Source organism: Exiguobacterium sp. s7 (assembly GCF_018618195.1).
GTDB classification, from domain to species: domain Bacteria; phylum Bacillota; class Bacilli; order Exiguobacteriales; family Exiguobacteriaceae; genus Exiguobacterium; species Exiguobacterium mexicanum_A.
In genome coordinates this window covers 240,131-255,968 of record NZ_JACSLO010000002.1, presented here as the reverse complement: position 1 = coordinate 255,968, position 15,838 = coordinate 240,131, and the positions used below count along the sequence as shown (strand labels likewise).

Sequence of the window (15,838 nt, the reverse complement as noted above, 5' to 3'; positions counted from 1 at the left end):
GAAATCTTTTCGTATTTTCGAAACAATGTTAGACTAATACGTATGAAAGCATCGCGAAAGGAGCGTTCCTTACAAAATGAAAGTTAAAAAAATTAGTCCACGCGGATATTGCTACGGCGTCGTCGATGCCATGAAGCTCGCCAACGAAGCTGTGGCCAACCCAGATTTACCGCGTCCTATCCATATACTTGGCATGATTGTCCATAATCGTCATGTCACCCAAGCATTCGAGGAACTCGGCGTCAAGACGGTCGACGGTGAGGATCGAATGAAAGCACTCGAGACAATTGATCGTGGAACGGTCGTCTTTACCGCCCACGGCATCTCGCCGCTCGTGCGTAAGCGTGCCATTGAGAAAGGCTTGACGATTGTCGATGCCTCGTGCCCGGATGTACTGGTCACCCACGATTTGATTCGCGAAAAGACAGCGGTCGGCTATGAAGTCATCTACATCGGCAAGCATGGCCACCCGGAACCGGAAGGCGCGATGGGCGTCGCTCCAGGAAAAGTTCATCTCGTCCAATACGAGAGTGACTTCGAGGCGCTCCCGGCTCACCTGTATGATGCAAAAATTCTCGTCACGAACCAGACGACGATGAGCCAATGGGACGTCTCGGCTTTGATTGAGATGATTCAAGAACGGTATCCTCATGTCGAGGTCCACAACGAAATCTGTAACGCGACCCAAGTCCGACAAGAAGCTGTCGCTGAACAAGCCGGTGACTGTGAACTATTGATCGTCGTCGGTGACCCGAAGTCGAACAACTCGAACCGTTTGGCCCAGGTCTCGAAAGAGATTGCAGGCACGAACGCCTATCGCATCGGCGACTTGAGCGAACTCGACCTGGCTTGGCTCGAAGGTGTCGAAACGGTCGCCGTCACGTCAGGCGCGTCGACACCGACACCAATCACAAAAAAAGTCATCGACTTCTTGACCCAATATGACCCGCTCGATTTGAGCACGCACGATAAGACGCCATATCTTGAACTGCGCAGCATTCTTCCGAAAGTGAAGGCGCTCCGTAAATGACATGAACCCCCGTCCTCTCATGAGGTCCGGGGGTTTTTCGTTTAATCATCAGTAGAAGCGGAACGGGTTTGTATCGGCTTCCGAAACAAACAATTCGACATCGAGTTTCGCACGTTCACACTTCTCGCGCATTACATCGACGACGCCTTGCTTCATCACGCTCTCCACGTGATGACCCGGGTCGACGACAGAAAGTCCGAGCGCCATTGCATCGTGGGCCACATGGAAGTACAGGTCGCCCGTCACATACGCATCCGCACCTTTGAAATGGGCTGCCGATACGTATTTATTCCCGTCCCCGCCGAGCACCGCCACTTTCTCGATGATCCGGTTCGGATCGCCGACGACACGGACGGCTTCGACGTCAAAGCTCGTCTTGACGTGTTCGGCGAACGACTCAAGTGTGAGAGGCACCTCGAGACGTCCGATACGACCGAGGCCGAACACAGGCCCGTCAATGTCGTCACGAATCAAATCGTAGGCCACCTCTTCGTATGGATGTGCGTCCGTCATCGCCTTAAGCACTCTTTTCTTTTGGCTCTCCGTGACAATCGTCTCGATTTTCACTTCTTCGACACGCTCCGTCTTGCCATGCTGACCGATGTACGGGTCGGACCCGGCAAGCGGAGTAAACTGCCCTTCTCCTGAAACAGTGAACTGGCAGTCCCCATAATCCCCAATTCGGCCGGCGCCGGCACGTCCTAGCGCATCCGAGACGGCGGTCCGATGGGTCACCGGAACGAAGACGGACAGCTTATACACCGGTTCTTCATACGTTGGAATGAGTACCGTCGGGTCGACGAGTCCAAGTGCCTGACTCATCCAATCGTTGACCCCGCCCTGACAGACGTCCAAGTTCGTGTGGGCGACATAGACGGCAATGTCATGCCGGATGCATTTCATGACGATCCGGCCAGCGGCACTGCGATCGTTCACTTGCGCAAGCGCGCTGAAAATGGGTGGGTGGTGGGCGATAATCAAATCGACGTCTCGCTCGATCGCTTCATCGACGACCGACTCGAGCACGTCTAGCGTCACCATGACTCGTCGTACCGGTTTATTCAACGTACCGATTTGAAGACCAATTTTATCGCCCTCGACCGCGAGATGTTTCGGGGCGAACTCCTCAAACAATTGAATGACATGATTTCCGTTCGCCATCAGTTGCTCACCTCTCTCATTTTGTCACGCAGCGTCTTGAACTCCTCCTGTTTGCGGATGAGCGCTTCGGTTTGGGCACCTGCCGCCATCTGACCGAGCACGTAATCGAGCTTGTCCGCCTCGCGGCCCCATTTCATTTTGAACGCCTCTGGGCGTGTCGTGAGCAAGTACGGTCCGAACATGAGCTGCCACGCGCGTTCTGTGTCATCTAGGCTATAGCACGTCTCCGTGCCACGTTCGCCGACGAGAATCTCGTATACTTTGTCATTCTCTTCAACGATTGATTCCGCGACTAGGACGAATCCTGCGTCGAGCAACCATTCGCGGACGTGTTGCCCGTCCACGTTCGGTTGCAGGACGAGCCGTTCGACCGCTCCTAACTTGTCACGGCCGCTCTCTAAAATCGATCGAATCAAACTTCCGCCCATCCCGCAAATCGAGATGCATGTCGCCTCATCTGCTTCGAGGACGGCGAGCCCGTCACCGAGACGGACGTCGATGTTTTCGGTCGCCCCGATGAGCTCAACTTGAGCTTTGGCCGCTTCCATCGGTCCACGGTTCACTTCGCCTGCGATGGCGCGGTCGACGATACCTTGCTGAACGAGATAGCATGGCACGTAGGCGTGGTCAGAGCCGATGTCCGCCACTACACTGCCTTTCGGAATGAAATCGACGACTTGCTTCAGCCGGCGGTCTAACGTCACTTGTTCTTGCATAGGGACAACTCCTTTTTCTACTTCTTCACTATTAGGGTAACGAATATTTATATCCAGGACAATAAAAAACGTACCCCAGAAGGAGTACGTTTTACCCTTATTGTTCGAGCAACCAAGTCGCGAGTACGTCTGCTTCTTCGGCAGTCGCGAGACCGGCTGGCATTGAACCTTTACCGTTGACGATGATGTTTGTGATCTCTTCCGCCGATAAACGTTCGCCGACGCCTGTCAACGCAGGACCGACGCCACCTTCGAGATTTCCACCGTGGCAACCTGTGCAGCCTTTCGCCGCGTACAAGTCTTCCGGGTTCATCTCAGTGACCGATGGACCTTCAGCAGCCTGCTGAGCTTGGTTCACGCCAAAATACGATAATGAGACCATGGCAATGATTGCGACGATCGCAATCGCTGCAAACGGTAACAATGGATTACGCATTGTATTTCCCCCTCATGTTCATTCCAAATTTCTACCCATCACTATTTTACTCAAAAAATAATAAAGAAGGAAGGAAAATCACTCATTTTCCTTCCTTTCTTCTAAAACTTCACATTTTATTCAAAAACACAATTAATCAAGGAAGTCTTTCAAGCGTTTCGAACGGCTCGGGTGACGGAGCTTCCGGAGCGCTTTCGCCTCAATTTGACGAATCCGCTCGCGGGTGACGCCGAACACTTTCCCGACTTCTTCGAGCGTGCGCGTACGGCCATCATCGAGACCGAAGCGAAGACGGAGTACGTTTTCTTCGCGGTCCGTGAGCGTGTCGAGCACGTCTTCGAGCTGTTCTTTGAGTAGCTCATAGGCAGCGGCGTCTTGCGGTGCCATCGCATCTTGGTCTTCGATGAAGTCGCCGAGGTGCGAATCATCCTCTTCCCCGATCGGTGTCTCGAGCGAGACAGGCTCTTGGGCGATTTTCAAGATCTCACGCACTTTTTCAGGTGTGAGTTCCATCTCTTTGGCGATTTCTTCAGGTGCCGGTTCGCGCCCGAGGTCTTGCAACAGTTGACGTTGAACACGAATCAACTTGTTGATCGTCTCGACCATGTGGACCGGGATCCGGATTGTCCGAGCTTGGTCGGCGATGGCGCGGGTGATTGCTTGACGAATCCACCACGTCGCGTACGTCGAGAACTTGAACCCTTTCATGTAGTCGAACTTCTCGACGGCTTTAATGAGGCCCATGTTTCCTTCTTGAATCAAGTCAAGGAAGAGCATACCGCGCCCGACATAGCGTTTCGCGATCGATACGACGAGACGGAGGTTGGCTTCGGCAAGACGTTTCTTCGCCTCTTCGTCCCCTTGTTCAATCCGTTTCGCGAGTTCGGTCTCATCTTTCGCACTGAGGAGATCGACGCGCCCGATTTCTTTCAAATACATGCGGACCGGGTCGTTGATCTTAATACCTGGCGGGACGGACAAGTCGTTCAAATCGACCTCTTCGTCCTCTTTTTTTGTTGGTGTTTCTTCGGCATCGGCCGCATCTTCTGTGACGCGGATATCTTTACCTTCTAAGTCTTCAATGAAGTTATCGATAAAGTCCGAATCCACCTCGAAATGGCTGAGGCGATCTTGGATTGCTTGCATGGATACGACGCCTTTTTTCTTACCTAATTTCTCGAGTTCGTCTATGGCGTTAAATAAATCCTCTTTTTTCTTCTCTGCCATCTAGCAGTTCAACTCCTTCCAAACTTCCTTCACGTTCATCGTTCACGAAGACGACGACTCCGGGTAATCAATTCTTGTAACTTGGATGCCTGGTCTACTATACTTTCGGCATCTTGTCCGATTTCCCTTTTCGCTCGTTCGATTTGACGCTGTTCCTCATAACTGTTTATGACCTTAATGTATTCATCTAAAACCTCTTCGGTCAGTTCGTCCGGTGCGGACATGAGCCGAATCTCGGCATACCGATTCGCATAGTCCGGACGTTGGTCACAATACCGTTCCATGAACGGGGGCGCCACTTGTTCGAATTCTTCATGCGTCATGTCCTCCGAGACGATCTCATAGAGGGCCGTCGCCAGCATGCGATGCACTTCGTCCTGATAGGCTAGCCCGAGGCGGTCCCTGACGAAGCGGACCCGCTCCGGACCACTCAGCATGGCCCGAAGCAACAGCTTTTCGGCTTTGACATAACGCGGTTCATTCGTCTTAGATGAACGCCGGCGAACCGGTTCAGCTTCCGGCACTCGTTGGGGTGCGATTTCTTTCGGTCTTGTCGAGGGCATCCGTGACAACAATGTCTCGACTGGAATCTCAAATTCGTCGGCCAGCTTTCTCACATATAAATCACGTCGAATCGAATTGTCCGTTTTACTGATTTCCACAAGCATAGATTCAATAAAACGAATCCGTTCTCCTTCTCGATTCATATTTTTCCCACGCCGTAGCGTCCGGTTCATGAAATCGAGGACGGATAAACGCTCCGATTCGACAAGTCTGTGCCACTGCTCCGCCCCATTCGTCCGAATATAATCATCCGGGTCGGTCTTCTCAGGTAACATCAGCACCTGGACATCGAGCGGGTAGCCCTCGAGCAAGCGGACGACTTTCATCGTCGCTTCTTGTCCGGCCGTATCACCGTCATAACAGATGATCACTTCTTCGACCATGCGTGCTAACGCACGGGCATGCTGCGTCGAAAACGCCGTCCCGAGCGACGCGACGACTTCCTTCGTCCCAGCTTGCGCGACTTGCAAGACGTCGACGTTCCCTTCCACGAGCACGACCCGTTTTTGCTTTCGCATCGTGGCCCGTGCCTGTGAAAAGCCGAAGAGGAGTTCACTCTTGTTGAACAAGGGCGTATCCGCTGTGTTGACGTACTTTGGCTGTCGCTCATCGATCGCCCGTCCGCTAAATCCGACGATGGTGCCGTCTCGATCCGCAATCGGAAAGACGACTCTGCCTTCAAACCGGTCAAAATATTCACCGGACCTCGACTTAGAAATCAACCCCGCCTCCACCATGACCTCGAGGTCGAAACCTCTTCGTTCCAGTGAATCAACGGTAAAACGGCGATGATCAGGCGCATAACCGATCTTATACTGTCCGATCGTCGTCTCCTGTAGACCGCGCGCTTGCAAATACGTCAATCCGACTTCGCCCGCTTCGGTCTTCATCAACACTTCATGATACAAATCCGCCACGACACGATGGGCATCGCGCATCTGTTTACGAATGACTTGGTCTCGTGACAACTCCTCATCGCCAGACACCCCGCCCTCGATGGCGATGTTCGCCCGCGTCGCGAGACGTTCAATCGTCTCAGGGAACGACAAACCTTCTGTCTCCATGACGAACGTAAATACGTTCCCGCCGGCTCCACATCCAAAACAATGGTACATCCCTTTTTCCGGGGACACGGAGAACGATGGACTGTTCTCCGAGTGGAACGGACAGAGACCGACGAGGCGATGGCCTTGCTTCTTCAATTCAACGCGTTCACTGATTAAATCAACGATATCTGTGGCTTGTTTCACTTCCGCAATGACTTCATCCGGTATTCGCGGCAACTCGACCACTCCCTATCCAAACTCGCAACGAAACGGAACGCTCACCACGTTCCGTTTCACTGTAATGTCAGTACTCTATTATACCGTTAACACCAGTCGATTACTAATCCGAGTACTCAATCGTCTTTCGATTGGTCGAGCATCCGTAAAATGATGCCTGCCGTCTCTTCGACGGCTTTGTTCGTCACGTCGATGACCTCGCAACCGATTCGTTCGTAAATCCCTCGGGCATACTCGAGTTCACGATTGATGCGTTCGAGTTGGGCGTAGTCGGCCTCCGGTTTCAAACCGAGCGACTTCAACCGTTCCATCCGAATCGAAATCAACTTATCCGGCGAGATGATCAACCCGACGCACTTGTCAGGCGGCAAATCGAACAGTTCTTCCGGCGGGCGTGATTCCGGCACGAGCGGTACGTTGGCGACCTTATACCGCTTCAACGCCAAATATTGTGAGAGCGGCGTCTTGGATGTGCGTGATACGCCGACGAGGACGATATCAGCTTTTTTCAAGCCTCTTGGGTCACGTCCGTCGTCGTACTTGACCGCGAACTCCATCGCTTCGATTTTCCGGAAGTAATCCTCATCGAGACGATAGATGAGTCCCGGTTTCTCGCGCGGACTCTCTCCGAGTTGACCGGCGAGCACGTCGAGTAAGTCGCCGAGCAAGTCGACCGTCTTCACGTCATGCTCTCGTCCGAGTTGAACGAGGAGGGCACGATGCTCTTCGTTGACCAACGTGAAGGCGATGACTGCTCCTTGGGCACGCGCTTGTGTCACGACATCGTGAATCGTCTGTTCATCTTCCACGAACGGAATTCTAAGCGTCTCAATCGCATTCTCGTGGAACTGGATGCTCGCGGCGCGGACGACGAGTTCACACGTCTCCCCGACCGAATCGCTCACGACAAATACGAGTTGTTTTTGTGTCAGTGTCAAACCAGATTCCTCCTCAGAACGACTCATCGTTGGCGAGTGCGATCAATACTTTCGTCATGTTCGTCTTCGTCATGCGACCGAGCACGATCAGCTTGCCGTCTTTCTCTTCGACGACTGGCATGGCATCGATTTGTTTCTCGATCAGCTTCATCCCGGCCCGAATCAACGTCTCACTCTTCTCGCACACCGTGATGTTCGGCATGCGGGTCATGATGACGTTGACCGGCAATTGATCCAAGTCTTGATTGCCGATGGCGGCCCGAAGTAAGTCTTTACGTGACAAGACACCGACGAGCTCGTTGTCCTTGCCGACGACGAACAGCGAACCGACGTCTTCTAAAAACAAGGTCACGACGGCGTCATACACCGTCATCTCGTCACTGACGACTTTCGCGGACGACATGAAGTCGCCGACCGTCAATGAATCCAATTTTTCCCGAAGCAGGGATGAGTTTCGTTTGCCGACGAACGTGTAGCCGACACGTGGCCGGGCTTCTAGTATTCCAGTCATCGTCAAGATGGCCAGGTCCGGGCGGAGCGTGGCGCGAGTGAGCGACAGCTCTTGCGCGATCTGCTCACCCGTGATCGGTCCGTTGACCCTGACGATCTCAACGATCTTCTGTTGGCGTTCATTCAGCTGCATAGCCAACCCCCTCAAGTTTGGTCAGAGTACGAGCGCGCTAAAGTCGGCGACGCTCTCGATCGTCATGGCGAGTCGTTTCATCTCGCGCAGACGGTTCTCGCGAATCGCTTCAACGTCGCTCATGACCATTGTATTTTCGAAATAAGCGCTAATCGGTTGTTCCAATACGCGCAATGACGCGATCGCTTGATGATAATCCCCATCCTCGACGGCTCGCTCCGTTTCCGGTAGCGTCGCTTCGATGGCGACATGGAGTTCGTTCTCTTCTTTGTTTTCGAACAATGCCGGATCGACCTCTCCAGCCTCACCTTTCTTGGCGATATTGACGACACGCGTCAATTGCTCAATGAGTAGTTTCGCATCGTTTGCGAGCATGGCTTGAACCGCGTCCGCTCGGGCATCGAGCCGGTTGATGGCGAGCTCTGTCGTCAATACGGCGTCGATGACGTCATAACGGACTTGCCGTTCTTGGAGACGATACTTCAGGCGAAGCATGAAGAAGTCTTTTAGTTGCGCCTTGACTTGTTCTTTATCGGCATCATAAAGTCCTGCCTGAAGTTGCGAATCGACAACTTGTGAAAGTAATTTGTCGAGTGGGAGCGCAATCTTCCAATCCGCTAGAATTTGGACGACCCCTTGGGCTTGACGACGAAGCGCGAACGGGTCTTGCGAACCGCTCGGAATCATGCCGATTCCGAAGAATGCAGCGATCGAATCCAATTTATCGGCGAGTGCGAGAACCGCACCCGTTGGCGTCGATGGTGACGCGTCGCCCGCAAAGCGTGGCATATAGTGTTCACGGATGGCCGCGGCCACTTCTTTGTCCTCACCTTGTTGGAGCGCATACTTCTCACCCATCACCCCTTGGAGTTCTGTGAACTCATACACCATTTGGCTGACGAGGTCGAACTTATGGATGGCACCAGCCCGGGCGACTTTGGCTGCATCCGCATTGAACAATGGCGCCAGCGTTCCGGCGAGTTGTTCTACGCGACGGACCTTGTCTCCCGTCGTGCCCAACTTCTCATGGAAGACGATGCGGTCGAGACGGACGAGTTGATCGTCAATCTTCGTCTTTTGGTCTTCCTCATAGAAGAAGACGGCGTCTGCCAAGCGGGCCCGGATGACCTTCTCGTTCCCTTTGGCCACGTTTTGAAGATGGTCTGCGTTCCCGTTACGGACGGTCACGAAATAGTTTTTAAGCGTTTCACCGATATAGACCGGGAAATAGCGTTGGTGCTCTTTCATCGTCGTGATCAATACTTCTTCCGGAAGTTCGAGATAGCTTGCATCGAATTCACCGAACAGCGCAGTCGGCCATTCGACGAGGTTCGTCACTTCCTCGAGCAATGAGGCGTCGAGCGGAACCGTCCACCCTTGTTCTGAAGCCAACTCGTCGATTTGACGCTCGATGCGGGCCTTACGGTCTTCATATGACGCGACGACGAATTCGCGTTCGAGCGTCTCGGCGTAGCCGGCCGGCTCGGCGATCGTGACGTCGCCTTTACTCAAGAAGCGGTGACCACGTGTCACGTTTCCTGTTTTTACGCCTTCGATTTCAAAATCGATTTGCTCGGCACCGAACAACGCGACGAGCCAACGAATCGGACGCATGTAGCGGAGACTGCTCGTGCCCCACTTCATGTTTTTCGGGAACGTCATACCACGGACGACGTCTTCGAGTGCCGGAAGCAGCGTGCTCGTCGCCTGACCTGACTCGTGACGGTCTGCGAACACGTACTCGACACCTTTCTCTTCAGCGAAGTACAAGTCGTCGACCGAGAGACCACGGCCACGGGCAAACCCAGCGGCTGCTTTCGACCAGTTTCCTTCAGCGTCTTGAGCGATCTTTTTCGCCGGTCCGCGAAGCGTCTCCGTCAAGTCTTGTTGCTTCTCTTCGACGTCTTTGACAAGAACGGCGAGACGGCGCGGTGTTGAATAGACGGTCAATGTCCCGAACTGGACACGGGCGTCCGTCAAGAAGGCGGTCACACGCTCTGCCAATTGTTTCTCCGAACGGAGGACGTATTGCGCTGGTAATTCTTCAAGTCCGATTTCTAATAAAAGGTCACGCATCAAGGGCACCTGCTTTCTCTTGGTTCAAAAGTGGGAAACCGAGACGTTCCCGCTCTTCGATAAATTTGGCAGCACACGCACGGGACATGTTGCGGACACGTTGGATGAAACCGGTCCGTTCCGTCACCGAGATGGCGCCTTTCGCATCGAGTAGGTTGAACGTATGCGAACATTTGAGGATATAGTCGTAAGCCGGGAAGACGAGGTTCTCATCAAGGGCACGCTTCGCTTCTTTTTCGTACGTATCGAACAACGTGAACAACATGTCGACGTCTGAAAGTTCGAACGTATATTTTGAGTGTTCATACTCGGGCTGGTAGAAGATGTCCCCATATTTGAATCCGTCCGTCCAGACGAGGTCAAACACGCTCTCGACTTCTTGGATGTACGACGCGAGACGTTCGAGACCGTATGTGATCTCGACGGCGATCGGGTCACACTCGATGCCACCGACTTGTTGGAAATACGTGAACTGGGTGATCTCCATCCCGTTCAACCAAACTTCCCAACCTAGACCGGCCGCGCCGAACGTCGGGTTTTCCCAGTTGTCTTCGACGAAACGGATATCGTGCTCGAGTGGGTTGATTCCGATCAACTCTAAACTTTCTAAGTAAAGCTCTTGGATGTTGCTCGGTGACGGCTTCATGATGACTTGGAACTGATGATGCTGATACAAACGGTTCGGGTTTTCTCCGTACCGTCCATCCGCCGGACGACGTGACGGCTCCGTGTAACAGACGTTCCACGGCTCTGGTCCGAGACTCCGTAAGAACGTCATCGGGTTCATCGTACCGGCCCCTTTCTCAACGTCATACGCTTGCATTGTCAAGCAGCCTTTCGACGCCCAGAAATTTTGTAACGTCAAAATAATTTCTTGCACGGTCATGTGCTTCATATGTGACACCTCCAAAAGTATTGAAACGACAAAAAACGCCCCTATGTGCCATGCACATAGGGACGGGATTACCCGCGGTTCCACCCTACTTGCCTCGAGATGAGGCCACTCTTTGGATTGTGGGCGCTCCGGAATTGCCATTCACTTCCCCCTGGCGTTCGGCTCCCACCTCCCCGAACTCGCTGTACCCATGGCGTAAAAGCTACTCGTTTCCTTCATTGCGCACGCTATTTCATTTGTCTAATCGTAGATTATGGTATCGAATCTTGTCGAAAAAGTCAATCATCGTTCAAGTAAAGGCGTTGCATTTGATCGAGGACACGTTTCGTCTTCAGCCGCAAGCCACTGTATGATTCCATATAGGCGTCGAACAGCTGCCTGAGCAGAATCCGCGTCTCTTTTGTGAGCGGGACGTTACTGAATTCGGACAGCTCGTGTCGGCTCATCAAATAGAGGAGCTTCGCTAGACGTTCGCTCATGCGGGCCGACCCTTCTTCTTGGTGACGCGAGCAAAGAAAACCACCGGCCGCCACTGAAAAATACATCGGGTCGGTCACATCGTTGCAACGGATGCACCCGGTCAAAACGGGTGCGACCCCGAGCAGGTGCAAAATCCGCAGTTCAAAGTGGTGCGTGATCACATCCGGGTCCATCCCTGCATTGAGCGCCTGCAGGGCATCGTTCAAGATGCGATAGAGCGGACGGTTCGGCACCCGGTCCTCGACGGTGCGGTCGACGAGCTCGAGCCAGTACATGGCGTATGCCATCCGCTCGACGTCTTTTCGGATTTCCGGATAGGACGTGATCACATCCGACGACTTCAGTTGACCGAGGCCACGGCTCGCCGGGAAAATATACACCGCCTCGACGAAAGGCTGGCTCGACGCATGCAGGCGACTGCCCGGCTTTTTCGCACCGCGCGCCATGACGGCGACTTTCCCGAGTTCTTCGGTGAACAACGTGACGACTTTGTTCGATTCCCCGTAATTGACCGTCCGAATGACGATTCCCGTGACCTTTTGCAACATGGCTTAATACTCGTCGTCGCGGAAACCGAGGTCGCGGAGTTGACCCATCTTGTTACGCCAATCTTTTTGTACTTTCACCCATAGGTTCAAATACACTTTTGTCCCGAGGAGTGCCTCGATGTCGTGGCGTGCTTCTGTCCCGATTTCGCGGAGCATCGCACCTTTTTTGCCGATGACGATTCCTTTTTGCGAATCACGCTCGACCATGATGACGGCCTCGACATCAATCATTTCCGAGTTTTCCCGTTTCTTGATTGATTCGATAGCGACCGCGATTGAGTGCGGCACTTCATCACGCGTCTTATGGAGCACTTTCTCGCGAATCAATTCAGAGATGATGAACCGTTCCGGGTGGTCGGTCACTTGGTCGGCCGGGTAATACATCGGTCCTTCCGGGAGCAACTTTTTGATTTCTTTAAGGAGCGGTTCGACGTTATTGCCTTGAAGTGCCGAGATCGGGACGTACGCCGCGAAATCGAGTTGGTTCGTATACTGCTCGATGACAGCCGGAATCTCGTCCGGATGAATCAAATCGATTTTGTTCATGACGAGGATGATTGGCGTATCGAGCCCTTTTAACTTCTCGATGATGAACTCATCGCCGGCGCCGCGCGGTTCCGTGACGTTGACCATGAAGAGGATCGCGTCGACTTCACGGAGTGCGTTCGTCGCGACTTTCATCATGAAATCGCCGAGACGGTGTTTCGGCTTATGAATCCCTGGCGTGTCGATAAAGATGATTTGCGAATCATCCGCCGTATATACACCTTGGACCTTGTTGCGCGTCGTCTGCGGCTTGTCTGACATGATGGCAATCTTTTGTCCGATGACCCGATTCAAGAACGTCGATTTCCCGACGTTCGGACGACCGATGATGGACACAAACCCTGATTTAAAATCTTCTTGATACATAATGCACCTGCTTTCTAAATTTCCAATACGTTCAATCATATAACGAATTTGTCGATTACATAAGGGCCAAAAATGAAAAGTGCCGTGATGGCGGCCCCGATGGCGGCAACGAGCACTGATCCGGCTGCGACGTCTTTCGCTTGCTTCGCTAACGGTTTGATGTCTTTCGTGACGAGGTCGACCGTGCGCTCGACCGCCGTGTTCATCAGCTCGAGCGCGATGACGAGTACGACCCAACCGAACAGAATCAAGTTCTCGAGTTTCGTCGTTGGGAGCCACCAGGCAAATACGACGACGAGCAGGCTCGATGCGAGATGAATCAGCATGTTGCGTTCGGTCCGCACTGCGTGCACGATGCCGTGCACGGCGAACCAGAACGGTTTCACACTTCGCCTCGTTTCAGCTCGAAGTGAGCGAGCACTTGTTCTTGGCGCGCCGTCATCTCCGCTTCTTCCTCAGGCGTCATGTGATCATAGCCGAGGAGATGTAAGAAGCCATGAATGGCCAAAAATCCGAGTTCTCGTTCGAATGAGTGGCCATAGTCGGCCGCCTGTTCGCGGCAACGCTCGACCGAGATGAGTAAATCACCAAGGAGACGAGGCTCGTCTTCATCGAGCATGAAATCCATCTCTTCTTCGCCCATCTCGTCAAAAGCGAAACTGATCACGTCGGTCGGCGCATCTTTCCCGCGCCATTCCCGATTGATTGCTTGAATCTCGTCGTTCGTCAAAAAGGTGACCGACAGTTCGCTCGGTTCTTCAATGTCCTCTTCGAGCGCTGCGTGCATCAAAATAGATTCGACGAGCTCGACTTGAGCATCGGTCAATAACCCGTGCTCATCGTTCGAAATGATTTGCATGTAATTCGCCTTCTTTCTTCAGTTCTGGGTACTCGATCCGTTCATGGAACAAGCCGGTCAACGTCTCACACGCGCTCTCCCCGACCCGCCATACTTCTTTCGTCGTCAACTCGCAGTCTTCGAACTGTCCGTCTTGCAACTTGTCACGGATGATCGCGCTGACGAGCTGCCGGATCCGTTCTGGTGTCGGCTGCTTCTGTGACCTTACCGCCGCCTCAATCGAATCGACGATCATGACGACCGCCGCCTCGCGCGTCTGCGGTTTCGGTCCCGGGTAACGGAAGCGCGACTCAGTGACATCTCGTGTCTCTTTCGCTTTCACATAAAAGAACTTCAACAATGACGTGCCGTGATGTTGCTCGGCGATATCGATGATTTCTTTCGGTAGCTTGTAGCGGCGCAACAGATCAGCACCGTCATACGGATGGGCCATGATGATGTCGGCCGATTCTTCCGGCGTGAGCCGGTCGTGCGGGTTGACGCCGCTCTGTTGGTTCTCGATGAAGTGGAGCGGCCGCTCGGTCTTCCCAAGATCATGGTAATAACTAGCGACCCGGGCGAGCAATCCGTCGGCTCCGATCGCCTCACAAGCCGATTCAGCCAGATTGGCGACCATCATGCTGTGATGATACGTACCCGGTGCCTCCATCAACAATTTCCGCAACAGCGGATGCGTCGGGCTCATCAATTCGATTAAGCGACCCGATGACAAGACGCCGAACCACGGCTCGAGAAACGGCAGGAATCCGAACGTGAGCACGATTGATAACAGGGCACTCGTAATCGCGAAGCCTGACAGATACGCGACCATCTCCCATGTCACTACCGTGTTACGCAGGAACAAGAGCGCGAGCACCATAATGATGTTGATGATGCCGAGCAAGACACCTGACAAGAATAACCGTTTCCGCTGAATCTTCGGTTCGACGAGGAAGACAGCCAGGAAACTACCGGTCGCAAAATAGACGACCGTCATGAAGCTCGTGTTTTGCCCGAAACTCGCCACGATCGATCCGGCGATCATCGTAATGAGTGCCGAGGCGAGCGCGACCCGTTCATCGACGAGGATACGGAGCAAGAGGACAACGAACGCCGTCGGTGCGAGCACGTATGCGTACGTCGTAAACTCGATGCCGATATAGCCGACCCCGAAAAAGATGCCGAGTTGAAGCAGTAACAACCCGTACACGGTAATCAAAATTTTAGGACGAAGCAACAACTGTTGAATCTTCGACCGGATCAACATGAACAGAAATCCGGTCGTCAACAGTCCGCTCAGTAAGTAAGCCCCGAACAGCGGTGCGAACGAACGGTTCGGGTCGATCGCACCGGTCAATTCGAGCTTCCGATAAATCTCACGTGTCACGACCTCGCCTTGATTGACGAGCAATTGTCCTTCTTGGATGATGACCGGCTCGACCGCGTCGAGCGCCTGCTGTTCTTTCTCGCGCGTCGCCTCAGAGTCGAACACGTAGTTCGGGACGATCAATTGATCGCTCAGGCTGTTGGCGATGGCCCGGAACTCGAGTGAGAGCGGGGATTGGTCGACGAGCGTCTCGGCCCGGTCTCTCGCTTCTGAAATCGACTGTGAGCTCGTCTCGATGCGGTTGCCCATTACTTCTTGGAGCGCCGTCACGGTGACGTCTTCGACCGTTCGACGCGTGTTCTCACTCGCCTCGAGCAACAGATTCAACTCATCGTCACCGAGAAAGCCATTCACTTCGGTCGAGTTCAACCGGTTCTTAATATCCGAGAGTTCGGTCTCTTCTCCCGTCTCCTCGAACGCCGCGAACAGTTGCTCGACTTTGGCGATTTGTTGATCGGCAAACTCGCGTCGGAGCGAAAATTGACTACCGACGCCATTGACGGCTTCTTGTTGCAACCGTTCCGTCGCCGTTCGGTCCTCGACCGTGATGGGCGAGCGGATATCCTGTTCGGCAATCCCGAGCGGTTCGACGCTAATAATAGATGGGCGCACCGTAAAATAGAGAATCGCGCCTAGAATGAGAAAAAAGAGGACGGAGATTGTCGCGACCGTCCAATGACGTGCTTGCTGCATCAGTGCCCCCC

15 protein-coding genes are annotated in these 15,838 nt (G+C 53.5%); 1 reads left to right on the top strand and 14 read right to left on the bottom strand.

The window, feature by feature from the left end:
- Positions 1–76: 76 nt before the first annotated feature.
- On the top strand, positions 77–1,030 hold the full coding sequence (locus tag KNP79_RS03835) for a 4-hydroxy-3-methylbut-2-enyl diphosphate reductase (protein ID WP_214753094.1): 954 nt from the start codon (positions 77–79) through the stop codon (positions 1,028–1,030).
- A 48-nt stretch (positions 1,031–1,078) separates the two neighbouring features.
- Here KNP79_RS03835 and KNP79_RS03830 read toward each other — a convergent pair whose 3' ends face one another.
- The 14 genes from KNP79_RS03830 to KNP79_RS03765 form a co-directional block, all read right to left on the bottom strand.
- Positions 1,079–2,191 (bottom strand): Nif3-like dinuclear metal center hexameric protein, encoded by a 1,113-nt coding sequence (locus tag KNP79_RS03830; RefSeq protein WP_215191333.1) that lies wholly within the window; start codon positions 2,189–2,191, stop codon positions 1,079–1,081.
- The gene (locus tag KNP79_RS03825) at positions 2,191–2,907 is read right to left on the bottom strand and encodes a tRNA (adenine(22)-N(1))-methyltransferase (protein ID WP_034778092.1); all 717 of its coding nucleotides are present in this window, start codon (positions 2,905–2,907) and stop codon (positions 2,191–2,193) included. The genes KNP79_RS03830 and KNP79_RS03825 overlap by 1 nt, the downstream gene beginning before the upstream one ends.
- A gap of 97 nt (positions 2,908–3,004) precedes the next feature.
- Positions 3,005–3,343, bottom strand: coding sequence for a cytochrome c550 (gene cccA, locus KNP79_RS03820; RefSeq protein ID WP_215191331.1), 339 nt, complete (start codon positions 3,341–3,343; stop codon positions 3,005–3,007).
- Positions 3,344–3,475: 132 nt separating this feature from the next.
- Complete coding sequence (gene rpoD, locus KNP79_RS03815; RefSeq protein WP_034778096.1) at positions 3,476–4,570, bottom strand: RNA polymerase sigma factor RpoD; 1,095 nt, start codon at positions 4,568–4,570, stop codon at positions 3,476–3,478.
- A gap of 35 nt (positions 4,571–4,605) precedes the next feature.
- On the bottom strand, positions 4,606–6,426 hold the full coding sequence (gene dnaG, locus KNP79_RS03810; RefSeq protein ID WP_233004389.1) for a DNA primase: 1,821 nt from the start codon (positions 6,424–6,426) through the stop codon (positions 4,606–4,608).
- A 107-nt stretch (positions 6,427–6,533) separates the two neighbouring features.
- Positions 6,534–7,382 (bottom strand): pyruvate, water dikinase regulatory protein, encoded by an 849-nt coding sequence (locus tag KNP79_RS03805; RefSeq protein WP_214711413.1) that lies wholly within the window; start codon positions 7,380–7,382, stop codon positions 6,534–6,536.
- On the bottom strand, positions 7,369–7,998 hold the full coding sequence (gene ccpN, locus KNP79_RS03800; protein WP_034778102.1) for a transcriptional regulator CcpN: 630 nt from the start codon (positions 7,996–7,998) through the stop codon (positions 7,369–7,371). The genes KNP79_RS03805 and ccpN overlap by 14 nt, the downstream gene beginning before the upstream one ends.
- A 21-nt stretch (positions 7,999–8,019) precedes the next feature.
- Complete coding sequence (glyS, locus tag KNP79_RS03795) at positions 8,020–10,074, bottom strand: glycine--tRNA ligase subunit beta (RefSeq protein ID WP_215191329.1); 2,055 nt, start codon at positions 10,072–10,074, stop codon at positions 8,020–8,022.
- Entirely contained in the window at positions 10,067–10,960 is an 894-nt protein-coding gene (glyQ, locus tag KNP79_RS03790; protein WP_371743415.1) for a glycine--tRNA ligase subunit alpha, read from the bottom strand. The genes glyS and glyQ overlap by 8 nt, the downstream gene beginning before the upstream one ends.
- 287 nt (positions 10,961–11,247) lie before the next feature.
- Positions 11,248–11,997, bottom strand: a complete 750-nt coding sequence (gene recO / locus KNP79_RS03785) for a DNA repair protein RecO (RefSeq protein ID WP_034778111.1) — start codon at positions 11,995–11,997, stop codon at positions 11,248–11,250.
- Positions 11,998–12,000: 3 nt separating this feature from the next.
- Positions 12,001–12,909 (bottom strand): GTPase Era, encoded by a 909-nt coding sequence (gene era, locus KNP79_RS03780; RefSeq protein ID WP_214753083.1) that lies wholly within the window; start codon positions 12,907–12,909, stop codon positions 12,001–12,003.
- Positions 12,910–12,944: 35 nt separating this feature from the next.
- Entirely contained in the window at positions 12,945–13,295 is a 351-nt protein-coding gene (locus tag KNP79_RS03775; protein ID WP_034778113.1) for a diacylglycerol kinase family protein, read from the bottom strand.
- On the bottom strand, positions 13,292–13,768 hold the full coding sequence (gene ybeY / locus KNP79_RS03770; RefSeq protein WP_034778115.1) for an rRNA maturation RNase YbeY: 477 nt from the start codon (positions 13,766–13,768) through the stop codon (positions 13,292–13,294). The genes KNP79_RS03775 and ybeY overlap by 4 nt, the downstream gene beginning before the upstream one ends.
- On the bottom strand, positions 13,746–15,827 hold the full coding sequence (locus KNP79_RS03765; RefSeq protein WP_034778117.1) for an HD family phosphohydrolase: 2,082 nt from the start codon (positions 15,825–15,827) through the stop codon (positions 13,746–13,748). Before KNP79_RS03765 ends, ybeY begins: the two co-directional genes overlap by 23 nt.
- Positions 15,828–15,838: the final 11 nt, after the last annotated feature.

Bases quoted from the DNA above. Each gene is read 5' to 3' on its own strand.
- KNP79_RS03835 (WP_214753094.1), top strand. From the start codon at position 77: ATGAAAGTTAAAAAAATTAGTCCACGCGGATATTGCTACGGCGTCGTC.
- KNP79_RS03830 (WP_215191333.1), bottom strand. From the start codon at position 2,191: ATGGCGAACGGAAATCATGTCATTCAATTGTTTGAGGAGTTCGCCCCG.
- KNP79_RS03825 (WP_034778092.1), bottom strand. From the start codon at position 2,907: ATGCAAGAACAAGTGACGTTAGACCGCCGGCTGAAGCAAGTCGTCGAT.
- cccA (WP_215191331.1), bottom strand. From the start codon at position 3,343: ATGCGTAATCCATTGTTACCGTTTGCAGCGATTGCGATCGTCGCAATC.
- rpoD (WP_034778096.1), bottom strand. From the start codon at position 4,570: ATGGCAGAGAAGAAAAAAGAGGATTTATTTAACGCCATAGACGAACTC.
- KNP79_RS03805 (WP_214711413.1), bottom strand. From the start codon at position 7,382: ATGAGTCGTTCTGAGGAGGAATCTGGTTTGACACTGACACAAAAACAA.
- ccpN (WP_034778102.1), bottom strand. From the start codon at position 7,998: ATGCAGCTGAATGAACGCCAACAGAAGATCGTTGAGATCGTCAGGGTC.
- glyS (WP_215191329.1), bottom strand. From the start codon at position 10,074: ATGCGTGACCTTTTATTAGAAATCGGACTTGAAGAATTACCAGCGCAA.
- glyQ (WP_371743415.1), bottom strand. From the start codon at position 10,960: ATGACCGTGCAAGAAATTATTTTGACGTTACAAAATTTCTGGGCGTCG.
- recO (WP_034778111.1), bottom strand. From the start codon at position 11,997: ATGTTGCAAAAGGTCACGGGAATCGTCATTCGGACGGTCAATTACGGG.
- era (WP_214753083.1), bottom strand. From the start codon at position 12,909: ATGTATCAAGAAGATTTTAAATCAGGGTTTGTGTCCATCATCGGTCGT.
- ybeY (WP_034778115.1), bottom strand. From the start codon at position 13,768: ATGCAAATCATTTCGAACGATGAGCACGGGTTATTGACCGATGCTCAA.
- KNP79_RS03765 (WP_034778117.1), bottom strand. From the start codon at position 15,827: ATGCAGCAAGCACGTCATTGGACGGTCGCGACAATCTCCGTCCTCTTT.